Source organism: Sphingobacterium sp. Lzh-3, from assembly GCF_046764375.1.
In the GTDB taxonomy this organism is placed as follows: domain Bacteria; phylum Bacteroidota; class Bacteroidia; order Sphingobacteriales; family Sphingobacteriaceae; genus Sphingobacterium.
The window spans coordinates 2571614-2588378 of sequence record NZ_CP177226.1; the positions used below are offsets into that span (position 1 = coordinate 2571614).

Consider the following 16765-nt stretch of genomic DNA (forward strand, 5'->3'; position numbering starts at 1 on the left):
ACAAAGGTATGCCATCAAATCATACCATGGTTTAACAAGTAAATTTAAAGACAATGAAAAGATTAATGATGAGTTTGGTAGCAGTGGTTATGCTATCATCAGTTGCTTCGGCTAAGACAGCGGCAACAACAACCAACGGAAATGCACGTGTGAAAACAACTTCCCAGCGCCTGGCCAACAATACGGTTCGGGTTACCGAGGAAACTACGGAAACGAATCCAGCATTCGTACGCTGTAATTTTAAAGTAAGTATATACAGCTGCGACGGCGTTTTGTTAGGTAGCGCAGTCTTCACGGATTATGCATCGTCAGCCAGTGGTTGTGCTAGTTTCTTTGCCGCGATGCATGATTGGGTTGCAAACAACTAATTTTTTATCCATTATCAAAAAAACAAAAGCGGGGCCTTTGCCCCGTCTTTCTAAACTAAATTATCATGCGTAAATATTATATATTCTTTTTATTTCTTTTCCTATCCAGATTATCTTCTGGACAGCGGCTTCATGCGGTATATGAATACATTCCATCAGCCATGAGTACTTTTAAAGAAGATGTCTATTATGATGGAAAGGTGAAGACTGCTGTTCGTGATTCGATGCCGATCCGCAAGCAAGAGCTCAACAAAGATGTCGATGATGAAGTTGCGCCCTCATTTTCGATAACAATCGGTTCAGGCAAACGATATAACAGGGTTGTGATCCATCAAAATAAGGCTGATCAACAGTTGGAAACCCGTTCCATTCAAGGTGTTAACTATTTGGTGACGGACAAGTTTCCGCCATTGGTCTGGAATACCGATTACGCCGATGTAGATACGTTGGGCAAACATGTATGCCATAAAGCAACTGCTTCTTATCGTGGGACTACGCTGGTGGCTTATTATACCAATGATATTCCTGTACCTGTGGGACCATCGAAATTTGGTGGCTTGCCAGGCCTTATCGTGATGCTCTATAACGAAAGTGCAAATCCGAACTACTGGTACTTGAAGGAGGTAAATTATCCCTATACTGGCGATATTCCCTTAAATAATAAATATATCCAGTCGTTGCCCAAGTTGAGTCTGGAAGAGTTTATTAAAAAAGACGACCAATTCAATGAAGAACAAATGCGTATTATGTACAGTAAAATGCCAATGATGGAGGGCGTGAGCGTTGAGAAGCAAAAAGTTAGGGGCAGTGTAGAGCAAGTGTATGAATGGGAACATTAATAAACGGATAGCGGCCTTACTCAGCTTTTGTCTGTTATGTATTGCCGTACGTGGACAGTTTGCTATCCATGGAAGCGTCAGTACTGAGGGAAAACCGTTAGGAGGGGTACGTATTGATCTACGGCGTGATGATGATAACAAAATGCTAGCTTATACGTTTAGCGACGGCCAGGGTAAATATCATGTGCAAACAGCTCAAAGTGGATCATTTACGTTGGTATTCAAGGCGCTGAGCTTTAAACCTGTTTCCCTTTTTATTACACCGACGCAGGCCGATACGCTGATTGATGTACAGTTATCAGCTGGAGGAGTGGAACAATTGCAGGAAGTGATTGTCCACTCCAAAGGGCCTTATCGTCGGGGCAGAGATACCATTGAGCTTGCTGTGAAATCCTTTTTGCAGGGCGACGAGCGTACGGTAGAGGATCTGCTTCGAAAGATTCCCGGCATTCAGGTGGGCACCGATGGTAGCATCAAAATAGGCAATAAAGAAGTGGAAAAAGTGATGGTTGAAGGGGACGATTTTTTTGAAAAGGGCTATCGCCTGCTGACACAAAGCATGTCCGTTCGTCCCTTGGAAAAAATTCAAATATTGCAACGGTATTCTAATAATAAACAGCTGAAAGGTATCGAGAATTCGGACAAAATTGCACTAAATCTGCAGCTTAAGGAGGAAAGTCGGGCACAGTGGCTGGGCTCAGTGGATGCACAGGTAGTTCCTATAGGTCCAAAATATTATCAGGCTAATGCTAACCTGATGAATTTCGGAAAAATGAACAAATATTACTTATTAGGCGCTGCTAACAATAATGGAGTGGATGCCGTAAGCAGTATCAACCACCTGATCCAGTCTGGTTCTCCTGATGAACCAGGTCAGATTGGTGTGGGAATAACAACACCGACTTTGATAGATAATACGCCGAATCTGCCCGGTTTTGATTATAAAAGAACGAATTTCAATAATGATAAGTTGTTGTCCTTGAATACCATTTTAAATCCGACCACACAGTTAAAGATCAAATGGCTGGGTTTTGCAAATCCTACTAAAAAATCATTTTACCGAAATACCGTGCAGAGCTATCATTTGGAGGATATTCAATTTACCAACACCGAAGATTATCAGTTTACCAGAAACATCGATAACTACTTCACGAAACTAGAGCTGCAGTTTGAGCCCAATAAGCGTACGCTGTTGAGCTATTCAGGTACATTAGGTTCTCTACGAAAAAATGATTTGGGCACATTATTGTTTAATGGTGTCCAAAGTGAGGAACTGACCGCAAGTAAAGGATATTTGACCAACCACAATCTGAGTCATAGCTACAAATTTTCGGAGCGGGATGTGCTGGTGAGCTCACTACGTTTGATAAAGCAGCAGTCGCCATTGGACTATAGTATAAATCAATATTATTATGAAAACTTGTTTGGAGGTAAAGATATCCATGCGGTAAGACAACATATCGAAAATAATCTACAGTATCTGGGTGCTACTACACACTATGTAAGCCGAAAGAAAAATGGTGATTTTTTTGAGTTGGCCTTCAATATGGCCTGCCAGCAACAAGAGCTTAACACGGAATTGAAGTTGTTATCAACTCCAGACGAGTTAGACGGGACAGCAGTCTCTCCCTCTGGATTTTCCAATGCTATGGACTTAAAGGTGCTTCAGACGAACCTTATTTCCAAGTATACCTTTAAACAAAATAAATGGGAATTGACACCCCGCTTGCAGGCAGGTCTTGTACAGAACAGGTTGATTGATTTTGGTAAACCCAAATATAAAAATAACCTGTTACTTTCTCCGGGATTATCAGGGAAATGGGCTATCCACCCAAAAGGCCGACTCGAAACAGACCTCTATTTTCAGCAACAGAATACCTCACTCACCGAGCTAGTTCCTCATTATTATACGACAGGGATTCGAAACTTTATTCGAGGAATGGATAATCTAGCGACCTTAAGTAGTTCTGGCGGCACGCTGATGTACACCTATGGCGGTATGACAGATCGTTTTTTTGCGAACCTTTCGGGCGGACATCAGATTCTGTTTGATTATGTGGGTACATCGAGCAGTTTAGATCCCAATTTCAGCCTTGTGCAGCAAGTGTTGCTTAAAAACAAAAAGAGTAGTTACTATAAGGTAGATCTTAACTATTACGTGAAGGCTTTGGGAGGGAATCTTCGATTGGACTTAGGGGCAAATACAGCAGATTACCAAACGGTAGTGGTGGGCGTGGGTAATCGTCAGATCCATACAGACACTTATGATTATGGGCTAACATTTCGAAGTGCATGGAAATCAAGGTTGAATATTTATACAGGTTATGCCTTACAGTCGGTTACCTATCGCTCAGACAGCAAAACTACGCTCAGCAATAGCCGCGGATTTCTGAATGTATTTTTGACTATGGGAAAAAACATTCAGTGTAATCTGAAAAATGAATCTTATCGCTTTGGTAGTTTCCTTGGCCAGGATTCTAAGACCTATTATTTTTCGGACTTCTCCTTAGCTTATGAATTGCGACAGCATAGGGCAAGATTTACTATGACTGCAAAAAATATTTTCAATACTCGCTTTTTCAGAAATGCTGAATTGACAGACCTTTATAATACCAGCACCGAATATAAACTTTTGCCGGGTTATATCAGTTTTGGAGTAGACTATAGCTTCTGACGTTTTTATTACGAAACCAGAGAAATATAAGCGTACCCTCGCGGATAAAAAGCTACTGGGATAGCCAACGCAAACACTGCTATTTGATTAGGAGTTAATTTCATCTGAAATTAGATGGTCAATATCGTTATACAGCTTTCAAGAAACTGACCAAAAACTTGAGCTGAAGAAAATCATAGACTTCGCTAAAAACAATGTGAGTTTTAGCTAGCTAAAAACTCATTGATCAATTCAGCGGTTTCATTAGGTTTTTCAGCGAGAATAAAATGGCCACAGTTTTCAATTTTTTTAAGTGTTAAATCGCTTGTGATCGCCGGCAAAGAATGATGGAGCAAGTCATAACCACTTGCACCAATTGCTAAGACGGGGATCTCTAATTTATTATAGCTGTCATAATCTTTAATATCCTGTGGAAAAGCCTGATACCATGAATTTGAACAGCGAATGGCATCCTTATTGTCATAAGCCGCGCTATAAACAGATTTATCAAATTGGCTTATACTATCTTTATTAATCAGCAGGTTATCGAACAACCAAGCGATGACGATTGACATGCGTCCCTCAAGTAACTTTTCTGGCAGTTCTTTTACCTGATTGAAAGCGAGCCACCATGGATACAAATAACTGGCTTCCAAAATAGGTAACATAGGAAGCTTATACATGCTAGGGTCTGGATGTGGTGTATCCAGCAATATTAATTTACTTGTTGCCAGCGGATAATTACAGGCAAAACTAAATGCTACATGTGCACCGATATCATGACCCGCAATAGAAACTTTATCGAAGCCCAAATGCTTGACTAATTCGTAGATATCCTTGGCGATGTTCTTCTTCTCGTAGCCATTTTCCGGCTTATCTGAGCTACCCATTCCTCTAATTTCAACTACAATTATTTGGTGGTTCTCCGCTAATATCGGCATGACATGATGGTATGCCCACCATGTTTCTGGATAACCTGGAATCAGAATTATGGGATCTCCTTTGCCTCCCTGAACATAATGGATCGATAGATCATTTAATACAATATAATTATTTGTGAAGCCGGGGACTAGTTTAATAAGCTCTTTGTCGGAATATGCTGTTTCCATGATAAAAAAATAATTGATAACTACTATTGATTTTCTATTGACAAATTTAACCTGTATTTTTACAACCTACAAGTATGAAGTATACTATATACTTGCGTTATTTATATTAAGTAATTGATTATCAGGTGAAATTAATTAGTCAGCTAGCTAAGGAAGCAAACATGCCTATTGGAACCATACGCTTTTATGAAAAGAGCGGACTTATTTCCGGCATGACAAAAAAGGATGTAATATCCAATAATTACGTTTACTACGATGATGAAGTCGCCGAAAAACTGAGGTTTATAAAGATGGCGAAAGCTGTAGGCTTTACCTTAGCTGAAATTAAACAGGTTATTGATGCATGGTATCAAAAGGAGCTAACTCAGGCACGTAAAATGGAAGTCCTCGATCTTAAACTCGAACAGATAGACATGAAGATACGGGAACTTAAGGTAATGAAAAAGCAGATAGAACAATGTAAAAGCAATATCCAAAATGGTCTAAGCCGATAATCTATAAAAATGTATGAACATATCTAATCTAGGATAAGGACACTCTTTTATAATTGTCTGATCAGTTTGTTCTCGGAAATTTCTAAGTTATAGCGGATGATAAAGATAGCTTAGCGAATTATAAACGTATTCTTAGATATCGAAAATGCGGTTGTATTTTTGTTTAAATTATGAAATTGTATGGAAATTTTACTATTGAGAAATAAATAGCTATGAGATGCAAAATAGTTATGATTGGATTGTCATTCGTATTGTGTCTGGTTGCCTTTTTAATTAGAGATCGGTTTTTAATGTTTTTTACAACCGAAATTATAGGTGAAAGTCCCTTGTTTAAGGATAGCTGGCGTCTACCTGGCCAGGTTTTGCCAATACTTATTTTTATTTCCTGTTTTGGAATTATACCTTTTCTGTACCTATCCGTTACCACTTACTGTAAAATATTCTCCGTAAAAAATCAGCTGCTTTCGTTACTTATTATCAGCTCTTCAGGGCTTATATGTGGTGCCATGCGCGTTATATATCTAAAATATAAAGTTACTCAGATACGTGATCTGTTAAAGAGAGCCGAGTTTACTTCCGAAGCTGATATACCGAGCGTTCATTTTCAGGATATGCATCTAGAGTCTTATCTATTTGCGGGGTTACTTGTTGGCTGGCTGCTTTGTATGATCATTTTTAGAAAATTCGCAAATCGTAAAAATGGAAAACCAAAGGTCGAAAATCAATGTTAAATCCTCATTTTTATTTATCTTTCAAAATAAGTAATCGCAGAATAGCTAGCTAGTAATATATATCTGAAAAATGCAAGATAGACAAAGATGAGAAATCTAAAAACGAACACATAATATGAAGCGGATTAATGTATTTGACAAGACGGTGTATGGAGTTACAATTGGACTATTGCCCCTTCTATTCGTGTTATTTTATAGCTCCTGCATATCCATATCTCCTAAATATTTAGCGAAAAATGCCAATGATCATAGCGTCTCTCAGATAGGTTTGAAGGAGGTCTATGTCTTCGATAATTTTCCTCAGAAGGTACCCGGCCGAAATGATGGTAGCCAGGAAAAGAGTTCCAAATACAATAAAGTGTGCCTATGGAACTTTATTGAGCCAGATTATTATAAAACCGACAGTCTACAATACCTTTACAAAACGTCATTGGAACTAACAAGAAAAAATAAAATGCTGTTCAAGCTGATCGATACCTTGGGAAATGTTGTGCGTGAGAAAACCAGAAAAGTTAAGTCTGAGCCGAGCAATTTTTTTTCCATTAGGAATACAGATATTGACATCTATGTTTTGTTGAACAGATTCTCTACGACAAGCATTTGTCTTGCAGTGGATAAAAATGGTGATTTAATAGTGCCAAGCGAGTGGGCAGGAGGAGGTTTTTTTATTTTGTTTCCGTTAGCGGGCAATCATGAATACGCCTATTATAGCTATAGACGTATTGTCACCGTTATACACGAACCTAATAGTTTAGATACAAAAATTAGTGTAGACAGTAAAGCAGAATTTTCCGAAGTCTATAATTGTGTTCCTTTACGATGCTTTGAATAGCACATTATTTATTGCTGATAGTTTGAAAAATACAATGATTTGTTCAAATCTTAACGATTCGGAATTATATGTCAACACTAAGCGGTTAGCATTCGTTCAGTGCTGGAAATTAGGCGTTTAATTTGTTTCTAAAACACTACATAATGTTATGAACTGCATGAAAGGGTAGAACATCCTGCTGTGTCATTATAGCTGGAAGGACGCCTTACAGAAAATTCTGGAAACAATACCTGATAAGGATTTTCTAAAGCTTGCGTTAGTTTCATCAACATCTCTGTTTTTCCATTGCTGATTTCCTCAATACATTGGTAAAGTAGATAGTTTCTCAGTATAAATTTCGGATTTGTTTTCCCCATTAATTCCCGAGACGCTGCTTTTGAAATTGAATTTGCTTGCAGGCGGGCTCGGTACTGTTCCAAGAAGACCTCAAGTTTTGTGATTTTTTCTTCATTTAAAGCCGTATAAGCCACCGAGGCGAAATGCTCATTTAAATCTACGTCAGATGATACTTTTTCCAGTTGATTGAAAAATAAGGTGTAATCCAATTCCAGATTCTGCATTAATCCCTGCCAGTTGGCAAAAAATGCTGCATCCTCTTTTTTGAGCTTATCAAACCCGAATTTTTTGCAAAGCATTTTGTCATGAGTCTCCCAAAAATAAACGCCAAAATTATTTAGCGTGTTTTCAAGGAATTTTTCATCGTTGATGATGGGTTGTAGGGCATTTGCAAGTTTCCATAGATTCCAGTGTGCAATCTGTGCCTGCTTTCCAAATGCATATCTTCTTCCTGGCAAATCCGTAGTGTTTGGAGTGAAATTTAAATTATATTCATCCATCATTGAATAAGGACCATAATCGATGGTTAAGCCTAAGATAGACATATTGTCTGTGTTCATTACGCCATGTACAAAACCGACTCTGAACCATTCCACCATTAAGTTTGCGGTACGGATACATACTTTTTCAAAGAAGTCTCTATATTTCTGATGATCAGACGTTACAATTTCGGGAAAGTAATTTTCAATAGTAAAATCTAGCAGATCCTGTAATAATTTGTGTTCGCCTTGCGCAAACATCAGTTCAAAATGTCCGAAGCGGAGGAAGCTTTCGGCCGTTCTTATCACTACGGCTCCTTTTTCGTATTGTGGATTGCCATTATACATGATATCTCGGATGACATCTTCTCCAGTAAAGGCAAGGCTTAAAGCCCTAGTGGTTGGAATGCCCAAGTGATACATGGCTTCACTCATCAGGTATTCACGTACAGAAGATCTCAATACGGCTCTTCCGTCGGCACGTCTCGAATAGGGGGTTGAACCGGCTCCTTTCCATTGAACTTCTGCCTTCTTACCTTCGGAATTGGTAATTTCGCCAGCAAGGATAGCTCTGCCGTCACCAAGCTGTCCCGCCCAATTACCAAATTGATGCCCCGCATATGCTGTAGCGTATGCCCGAATATTGGCGGGTAGGTGAGATCCTACTAGAAAACTAAGATCTTTTTCTTCAAATTTTCCCAGCCCTATTTCCTCCGCAAGAGTCTCATTAAAAGCAATCAGTTGAGGCTGTTCGAACCCAACTGGTTCAATCGTAGCAAATAGCACTTTTGGCGTGCTTCTTTGTGTAGGGGTATTGGAAAAATCTCCTGGAAACCTCTTAAGGAAAGGCTGTTTGATCTGTTCAATATTCATACGGCAAAGATATTAATTATAAAAGATAAGACCTCCCATATTATTGAAAGGTATTGTATATTGTCAACATCTGTTCCGAATGACTATTTTTTTACATAAAATACGCCAAATGCATGACAAAGAAGCTAGCTGCTATTAGGCCCTCGAAGTAATTAAATTTCGAAGTAAGAGAATGTGTGATAAGATGATGAACGGTACAATCAGGTTAGGGAGTAAGGCATATGGGAACTGTAGAACAGCGATATTGGGCTGATTATATCCCATCATTTGCATTGGAAGAGGTGATGATAATATGCCTAAAGTAATTACAATCGAAAGTGAGCAAATACCAAATATATTCCACAGGATAAATAATTGTGAATTGAAAATTTTTCGGTTGAACGAACTTCTTATCAAAAATATCAAAGCGGTAATTCCAAAGATTAGATCGAAATTCCAGCCTATAAAGGTCATTTCTCTCGGAAGTATCTTCGCTTGAAATAATGCGAAGAGAATAAATTCTACAGGTATGCGTACAACATGAATGGCCAACAGCAGATATACATTTACCATTGAATCAGCTAATAATTTTGTACAATAGAATACTGTGAATACTGTACCCAATAATGTCAAACCGAATGAGGATGGAAATTGTATGAAGAATCCTGAAAATGCTGCAGCTGATATGATGAGCGACCATACTATATAAACGATTACCGCAAGTTTACGCTGTACAGCAAACCAAAATAGGGCAATACAACTAAATGTGATAGCTAAAAACAGATATTTCATAATTAAACTGTGCTTGTTTTTTTATAAAACTACGATTTAAACGTCCTTGACTTCTTGCCCTAAGGCAAGTATTTAATCTGATTAGTGCATTTATCTTTATTCAATGCTCGATTATAAAAGTAATAGGAGATTATTTATTGAAATAGTGCCGGAAGATCATGAGACATAAGATCGGATTATCTCACACAGCTTATATTATATCGTAATAGGCATTTAAACGAAGTTGAGTCCGTTGCATACGTTCTCTTGTGTAAGAGAATGTGGCCGATTAATAAAAACAATTGCATTATTATATACATAAATTTCTATTCTTTTAAAACAGGAATTAATAATATGTTTCGAAATTTTGTTGTCAGCAATAATTACCGAGAAGAGATTAAAGGATATGCCTTGAAAATTGTTTAAATTTGAGCTACGGCTGCAACCTAATCAATGGAATAACAGCAATAATAACAACAAATGAAGAGTTTTCTAAAAATATTTTTGATTATTTGTGGGATTGGATTTGCAATTTTTGTAGATATTATCTTGATGATTGCGACGGCTATTGGCAGTTTTGACAAGAATTATTCAGTAACGGAGCTGAAAGAAAACTTTGAAGAAAAAAGAACCGAGATTTATGAAGGCAAAGATTATGTAAATAAAATAATTCCGCCAAACAAATGTCGTTCATAAGAAATAGTCGTTGAGCTTATACCCATTGTTACTTTTAAGTGGCGTACCAACTTAAAAGTAACCATGTATTTAGCAACCTATGGAGATTCTGATTTGAGCTTAATGATTAGACAAAGTTAAATTTAGCTAAATGTATAAAAAAGCGTAATCGATTGAATTAATTTATGTCTCTAACGCATTGTATTTTTTGTTAATTTGTATTTTAGGTATTAGTTGCTTTTGAAGGTTGGAGCGGTCTTTAATCGCTTTTGGCCTACTATGTTGTTGGTATTCTAAGATATATTCTTATCGACAAAGACTTTAATATTTTTAATTTTGATGTTTAAGCTAATTTTTCAAAGATAATTGAATATTATTTTGATACTGTAGGACAGTAGTGAAATTAATTTTACCAATTATGATCAATTAGCCCCTTAATTACATACACAAACTTAAAATGATCACCATGCAGAAGAAAAGATGCCCCATAAAGAACATTGTCCTTTTTTTTTCTGGGCTCTTCTTTGGTCTTATAGCTCTTCCAATTATAATACAAGCCGATTGGAGCTAATATTAATATAATTAAAAATGGCAATGTTATGAGCATTTCATAAAGTATAGAAATAGAAAAATTCTCAAAGCCAGCTATGGATAGCCAACGAAAAATGCGACCATCTTCGTGAGCGTGGGGTATACTAGTATCTTAAATGTAATCTTGAAACATGATTCCTATTTTAATATGGTGGAATAGAAGGAAATTCTATATAGCGAATTATAATTCATTTCCAGCGAATTATAATTAGTTCAATTTATTGGTGTTATTACCACTAAATTTAGGTTCAAAATGATCCTGCAGAATCATTGAAAAGTTAAACTGATGAAAAAAATAAGAAAGTTCATATTAGTGCTTATCGTCCTAAGCCTAATAGCACTGGTTTTGGTTTTGTTAACTAGTCGCAATGTAACGACCAAAACAGAAAAGACGATTTTCACCGAACTTAAAGATGTGCCCAAAGCTAAGGTAGCTGTTATTTTTGGCGCGGGAATAAATGGCGATCAGCCCAGTCGGTATTTAAAAGATAGGCTGGATGCTGGGATTTCGCTATATAAAAACAACAAAGTAGATAAAATACTACTGTCGGGAGATAACGGAAGAGATGAGTACGATGAGCTTACCGTAATGAAATTATACTGCCAGAAAAATGGTGTTGATACCACAGCAATATACATCGATTACGCGGGCTTTGATAGCTATTCGACCATGTATCGTGCAAAACATATCTTTCATATTGACACAGCAATCTTGGTATCCCAAAAATATCACTTAAACAGATGTCTTTATCTAGGCGACAAAATGGGCATAAAGTCATTTGGCTATAGTGCGGACCGAGGTGCTTATCCCGGTTATAAATACTACACACTGAGAGAAAAATTATCGGTTACCAAAGCCGTATTGGACGTAATAAGAAACCGAAAACCAAAGTATCTAGGTGGATCAGTTGATATAAATGGGAAATCAAATTACACGAAAGAATAGCTTATATACTGCGTATTGATTAGAAAAAAGCCCCTTCAAATTATTGAAGGGGCTTGTATATCCAACTTTTCGTTGTTATCACTCTAAATCGATTGAATTTGTCTTATCATTTGGTTGGTAAATCCCCATTCATTATCATACCATGCCATCACTTTTACTAGATCACCATCGACAACTCTGGTCATTTCCAAATCGACTGTCGAAGCAAATGGGCTTTTGATGATATCGGTAGATACTAAAGGCTCGTTTGTTACTGTTAGTACCTTTTTATATCGATCGGTTTTTGATTCTTCGATCAAAATTTGGTTGATCTCTTCGATCGTAGTAGGCCTTTCCGCGATAAAAGTAATATCTGATATAGAACCTACTGGGACTGGCACCCTGACAGCGATTCCGTCAAATTTTCCCGCGTATTGCGGAAGTGCTTTGGTTGTCGCTATTGCAGCACCTGTGGCAGCAGGAGCAAGGTTTATTCCTGCCGCTCTTCCCATACGCGGTTCTTTTTTTGAAGGAGCATCTACAAGAGCCTGTGAAGCCGTATATCCGTGTGTGGTATTTAAGATTGCCTTTTTTATCCCGAGCCTTCTGCCTAATATTTCGATTATTGGACTTATATTGTTGGTAGTACAGCTTGCGCATGAAAAAACAGAAACTCTTCCGTCTTCCGTATTTACCCCGTGAACCACTGTAGGCGTATCTTTGGTCGGACCCGAGATGACTACAAATTTTGCTCCAGAGGTCAGATGTTTTTCTGCATCTGCTTTGTTTGTGAAAATTCCCGTACTTTCGATAATGATATCAGCTTGGATATCATTCCAAGGTAATTTTTCAATTTCCCTTATGCTTGTATATTTAACAGCTTTTCCATTGACCACAAGTGTATCTCCCTCGATGCGGACATCTTTTTCATATCTCCCATAGTTACTGTCGTATTTAAGCAGATAGGCAGCATTTTCAATACTCATCAGATCATTGATTCCAACAACTTCAAGGTCAGTAGTTTCTGTTATTATTTTTAAAGCGGCACGTCCGATGCGGCCAAATCCATTAATAGCTATTTTTTTCATAATGTGCCTTTTAATTCTGTTTATTATTGTTTCTTTTGTTTTATATAAACTAAGTTCTTTTTTTTTTCGAAAAAAAAGATTGACATGGGTCAATAATTTCTCTATCATAGACTTCCGACAATCACGCACTGATAAAACCGGAGAAAAATTGACTTTTATTGGGTATCTTTTCTGTTCTCTGGGAATCTAACATAACTCTATTAAAATGATACAATTGATACTTAGAGGTCAATATTTCTATAATTTGGAATAGATTGAAGCACCTTGCATTTTTCTTTCATTTTTGGAGAAAAATCCTAACTGTGTTGCAGTCAGAAAGGGAAAGAGGAGAACGTTTGTGGAAATCAAGTTGAATAAGTATTTTCGTATAAATTCCCATTTGGTATGAAACTCCTGATAACCTTTATTTTGGGCTTTTTGTTTTCTCTATCGTTATTTTCTCAAGTTGGGAAAATAATTGAGCCGAAAGATCAATTTGCAGCAATTGATTCAATACTTGACCGCGTTTTAAAAGATCATCATGTAGCAGGCTTCGCCGTCGCTGTTGTAAAAGGTGATAACGTAATTTATAGTAAGGGATTTGGCTATCGCGATTTCGCTCAGAAAAAACCGGTCACACCGAATACTCTTTTTGCCATAGGTTCAAGCTCCAAAGCTTTTACCGCTTCATTATTAGGTTTGTTGAGAAAGGATGGCAAACTGACATTTGAGGACAGAGCAGTAGCTTTATTGCCAGCATTAAAGTTTTACAATGATGAAATGGACAATCAAATTGTTCTTAAGGACTTGATGGCGCATAGGACTGGGTTGTCCCGCTATGATTTATCTTGGTTTCTGTTCAATAGCAAAAATAGAGATAGTCTGATTACGAGGGTCAGATTTATGAAACCGAGTTCAGGCCTGCGAATGAAATGGTTCTATAACAACTTTATGTACCTTGCGCAAGGAATGATTGTAGAGCGAATAAGCGGTAAAACATGGGAACAGAATATTCAAGAAAAGTTTTTTACGCCCCTACAAATGACGCGTTCCAATACCGATATTCTAGCATTTCAGCGGGATAGTGATGTTTCTTTGCCCTATTCACTTTCTAAAGACAATACGATAAAACAGATTGATTATTATAATATTAATGGTATGGGGCCTGCAGGAAGCATCAACAGCAGTGTGAGCGACATGTCTAATTGGCTCAAGGTTTGGCTCAACCAAGGTTATTTTAATGGGAAGGAAATACTTCCGACAGATTATATAAAGGAGGCTGCAAGTTCTCAGATGGTGATGGATGCTGGTTTACCTGACAAGCATAAAGATGTTTTCCTCTCTAACTATGGCTTAGGTTGGATGATTGGGTCCTATAGAGGGCATTATCAAGTAGAACATGGTGGCAATATAAACGGATTTTCTGCAAACGTATCATTTTTTCCAACAGATACACTCGGAATTGTCGTATTAACCAATCAAAACGTATCTAGGCTTCCCACGGTAGTCAGAAATTCTATCTCGGATATACTTTTGGGCTTGGATCCAATTGATTGGAATGGAGAGAAAAAGGCAGAAATCGACTCGTTGCGTCAGGTAAAAAAAGAAGTAGAAAAGTTACCTGTTCCATCGACGAAAGCTTCCCATCCCTTAAAACAATACATTGGTTCTTTTGAAAATCCCGCTTATGGAATTATTGAGATAAAGCTCAAAGATAGTCACTTGTACAGTGAGCTGGGGTATGAGAAAGTTATCCTTCTACATCGACATTATGACGTTTTTGACCCACATTTAGTAGATAAAAATGGCGTAGTGGATACAGAACCAAGTAATCTTTTATTTAACTTTTTTAGCGATGTGGACGGTCAGATTCAAGGTATAGGAATTCTATTGGACGGTAGCGAAAAACCGGTTATGTTTGATCGTAAGGCTGACAAAAACCATTCAGAGCAACGATAAATAATCTTGAGAAAAAAAGATTTTATTATAAACCGAAGGACTTCCATATAAAAATTCTTATTAATTGGAATATTCTTGCCACTGGAGCGCCTGGTATAATCAATATAAAAACCAAGAAAAATTAGACAAAAGGATAAAATGGAAGCATTTCCACAGCTTTTGCCTATGGAATCAGTCCCAAACAATTGGAAAACCTTGCCTTTAACTATCGAGTTAACAAGATTAATGTTTTTGGAACATATAATCATACATTGGGGTATTACAATGATCGCCAGCTAAAAAATGGAAAGTTCTATGACAGCTATATGATCGATGTGGACAAACTTCAGAAAATGGCTGCCCAGACTGGTGTGGACTATTTTATTGACGAAAAGAATACAGTTGGTTTTTTTGTAAATGGCAATTTTATCTTTGGTGGAGGTCTAACCAATACCGCTACAGCTATTGCAACAATCCCCCACACCACCATTGAGGAAAGCCTTGATGCTGTCAACGACTATTACGGACAGAATACCAAACGCTATAATTTCAATCTGAATTACAAATATACCTTTAAGATTAAATCATAGAAAAAGTATTGCTTCGTGACCTATTAAAAAAAACTTGTATATTTGCAATATATTTGAATAGTCAAATATATTGCAAATATTTTGGTCATGGAAATAAATACGATTCTCAACATTATAAAAGTTCAATCTGTCCTTGTCAAGAAATTTGACGGTTTGAGCCTGCATGGAATAAGTCTTACAGACTTTATGATACTGCATATTTTAAGCAAAGCCCCTGGCAACCGTTTAAAGCGGATAGACTTGGCCGAAAATACCGGTTTAACTGCATCAGGGATTACGCGCATTATCTCACCTATGGAAAAAATAGGACTTGTTGAAAAGGACAGTAATGAAAGGGATGCTCGCGTAAGCTACGTCAAGCTCAGTACTGTCGGAGATAAGGTTTATAAGGAGGCGAGCGTTACAGCCGAATACATCTCCAAAAAGCTGTTAGATGGGATAGGGACAAAAGATCTAAAAAATTTTTCGAACCAGCTAAAGGTCTTAGGCGGTGATCTCTAAACATTAATTTGCCTATAGACAAAAAATAAAGAAAAACTGAGTTTTTAGACAGAACATTGTTTAGTCCTATCTAGGACTCAAGACTTTTGTCTTTGGAAATTGCAATCATTGTAAATTATATATGGAATATATTGAGCTGAAAAATACTGTCATCTATTATGAAATACTTGGCGAAAAAAATAAAGAAACTATTGTCTTGGTCAGTGGGTTAAATACCCAAATGACCCGTTGGGAACTCTGATTTTGTAATAAGCTTGCAGAAGAAGGATTTCGTGTGCTCCGCTTCGATAATAGAGACTGCGGAAAAAAGTACTCTTATTTCCGATAGTGGCAACGACCGCCATAGTTCTTCCCTAGACGATTTTTTGCAGCAGCCCGGAAAACACGCTGCTCCTTATTCTTTAATAGATATGGCCGACGACATAAGAGATCTGCTGCATGCATTCGGCATCCAACGCGCACATATTGTCGGACGGTCGATGGGTGGTATCATTGCACAGTTATTTGCATATAAATATCCCGAACTGACCAATACATTGATTTTATTGATGTCCTCATCTTTTAATCCTACTCTCCCAAAAGTTGATGACGCAATGATAAGAAAACTAACAAACTCAACCACAAGTTTTCAAGGTGATAGGCAAATCTTCATAAAAGAAAAAGTCGACTTTATGAAAGCGATTTATGACAACCGATATCGGTTCAATGAGGAAAAGGAGTGTGAGCTAATTATCAAAGACGAATACCGAAAGTCATCTCTGATAAAAGCTTTTCGTCAGATCATTGCACTTGCAAGTTATACGTACAACCCACATGTACTCCATTGTCTTGATGTACCAACATTGATGATACACGGCGATCAAGATCCTTTATTTGGTGCTGCGCATGCGGCGGATTTAAAAAGTAATATACATAATTGCGATCTGATTCTAAAGAATGGCACGGGACACGCTCTACCAGAGGAGCTGTTTCCTTCTCTGATAGAGAATATTTCAGATTTTATCGCTAAATAAT

Annotated in this window: 15 protein-coding genes; 11 read left to right on the forward strand and 4 right to left on the reverse strand. The window is 37.5% G+C overall.

Annotated elements, in window-relative coordinates; translation table 11 throughout:
* Nucleotides 1–53 precede the first annotated feature (53 nt).
* The 3 genes from ACLCDV_RS10505 to ACLCDV_RS10515 all read left to right on the forward strand — a co-directional run bounded on the left by ACLCDV_RS10505 (nt 54) and on the right by ACLCDV_RS10515 (nt 3881).
* On the forward strand, nt 54–368 hold the full coding sequence (locus tag ACLCDV_RS10505; protein WP_317667147.1) for a hypothetical protein: 315 nt from the start codon (nt 54–56) through the stop codon (nt 366–368).
* Between the two features lie 65 nt (nt 369–433).
* A complete protein-coding gene (locus ACLCDV_RS10510) occupies nt 434–1207 on the forward strand; it encodes a GLPGLI family protein (RefSeq protein WP_317667146.1) in 774 nt (257 codons plus the stop codon).
* Complete coding sequence (locus ACLCDV_RS10515) at nt 1191–3881, forward strand: hypothetical protein (RefSeq protein ID WP_411973627.1); 2691 nt, start codon at nt 1191–1193, stop codon at nt 3879–3881. The genes ACLCDV_RS10510 and ACLCDV_RS10515 overlap by 17 nt, the downstream gene beginning before the upstream one ends.
* A gap of 203 nt (nt 3882–4084) precedes the next feature.
* On the opposite strand, the gene ACLCDV_RS10520 is transcribed toward ACLCDV_RS10515, so the two are convergent.
* On the reverse strand, nt 4085–4969 hold the full coding sequence (locus tag ACLCDV_RS10520) for an alpha/beta hydrolase (protein ID WP_333577487.1): 885 nt from the start codon (nt 4967–4969) through the stop codon (nt 4085–4087).
* Between the two features lie 125 nt (nt 4970–5094).
* Between ACLCDV_RS10520 and ACLCDV_RS10525 the strand changes: the two genes are divergently transcribed.
* Complete coding sequence (locus tag ACLCDV_RS10525) at nt 5095–5463, forward strand: MerR family DNA-binding protein (RefSeq protein WP_317667143.1); 369 nt, start codon at nt 5095–5097, stop codon at nt 5461–5463.
* Between the two features lie 846 nt (nt 5464–6309).
* Complete coding sequence (locus ACLCDV_RS10530; RefSeq protein ID WP_411973628.1) at nt 6310–7026, forward strand: hypothetical protein; 717 nt, start codon at nt 6310–6312, stop codon at nt 7024–7026.
* A gap of 146 nt (nt 7027–7172) precedes the next feature.
* Here ACLCDV_RS10530 and ACLCDV_RS10535 read toward each other — a convergent pair whose 3' ends face one another.
* Nucleotides 7173–8714 carry a protein adenylyltransferase SelO gene (locus ACLCDV_RS10535; RefSeq protein ID WP_317667139.1) on the reverse strand — a complete coding sequence of 514 codons (1542 nt, stop codon included), beginning with the start codon at nt 8712–8714 and terminating at the stop codon, nt 7173–7175.
* 135 nt (nt 8715–8849) lie between these two features.
* On the reverse strand, nt 8850–9485 hold the full coding sequence (locus ACLCDV_RS10540; RefSeq protein ID WP_411973629.1) for a hypothetical protein: 636 nt from the start codon (nt 9483–9485) through the stop codon (nt 8850–8852).
* A gap of 459 nt (nt 9486–9944) precedes the next feature.
* Here ACLCDV_RS10540 and ACLCDV_RS10545 point away from each other — a divergent pair, with 459 nt between their 5' ends.
* Together ACLCDV_RS10545 and ACLCDV_RS10550 are read left to right on the forward strand one after the other, a co-directional pair.
* Nucleotides 9945–10160: a hypothetical protein gene (locus tag ACLCDV_RS10545; protein ID WP_411973630.1), complete on the forward strand. Its 216-nt coding sequence runs from the start codon at nt 9945–9947 to the stop codon at nt 10158–10160.
* A gap of 856 nt (nt 10161–11016) precedes the next feature.
* Complete coding sequence (locus ACLCDV_RS10550) at nt 11017–11676, forward strand: vancomycin high temperature exclusion protein (RefSeq protein ID WP_317667135.1); 660 nt, start codon at nt 11017–11019, stop codon at nt 11674–11676.
* An 83-nt stretch (nt 11677–11759) separates the two neighbouring features.
* Here the strand turns inward: ACLCDV_RS10550 and ACLCDV_RS10555 are convergent, their stop codons facing one another.
* Nucleotides 11760–12743 carry a type I glyceraldehyde-3-phosphate dehydrogenase gene (locus tag ACLCDV_RS10555; RefSeq protein ID WP_317667134.1) on the reverse strand — a complete coding sequence of 328 codons (984 nt, stop codon included), beginning with the start codon at nt 12741–12743 and terminating at the stop codon, nt 11760–11762.
* Nucleotides 12744–13127: 384 nt separating this feature from the next.
* Between ACLCDV_RS10555 and ACLCDV_RS10560 the strand changes: the two genes are divergently transcribed.
* From ACLCDV_RS10560 to ACLCDV_RS10575, 4 genes are all read left to right on the forward strand, one after another.
* Nucleotides 13128–14681 carry a serine hydrolase gene (locus tag ACLCDV_RS10560; RefSeq protein ID WP_411973631.1) on the forward strand — a complete coding sequence of 518 codons (1554 nt, stop codon included), beginning with the start codon at nt 13128–13130 and terminating at the stop codon, nt 14679–14681.
* 185 nt (nt 14682–14866) lie between these two features.
* Nucleotides 14867–15250 carry a hypothetical protein gene (locus ACLCDV_RS10565; RefSeq protein ID WP_317667131.1) on the forward strand — a complete coding sequence of 128 codons (384 nt, stop codon included), beginning with the start codon at nt 14867–14869 and terminating at the stop codon, nt 15248–15250.
* An 87-nt stretch (nt 15251–15337) separates the two neighbouring features.
* Entirely contained in the window at nt 15338–15751 is a 414-nt protein-coding gene (locus ACLCDV_RS10570; protein WP_317667130.1) for a MarR family winged helix-turn-helix transcriptional regulator, read from the forward strand.
* A gap of 272 nt (nt 15752–16023) precedes the next feature.
* Complete coding sequence (locus tag ACLCDV_RS10575; RefSeq protein ID WP_411973937.1) at nt 16024–16764, forward strand: alpha/beta fold hydrolase; 741 nt, start codon at nt 16024–16026, stop codon at nt 16762–16764.
* Nucleotide 16765: the final 1 nt, after the last annotated feature.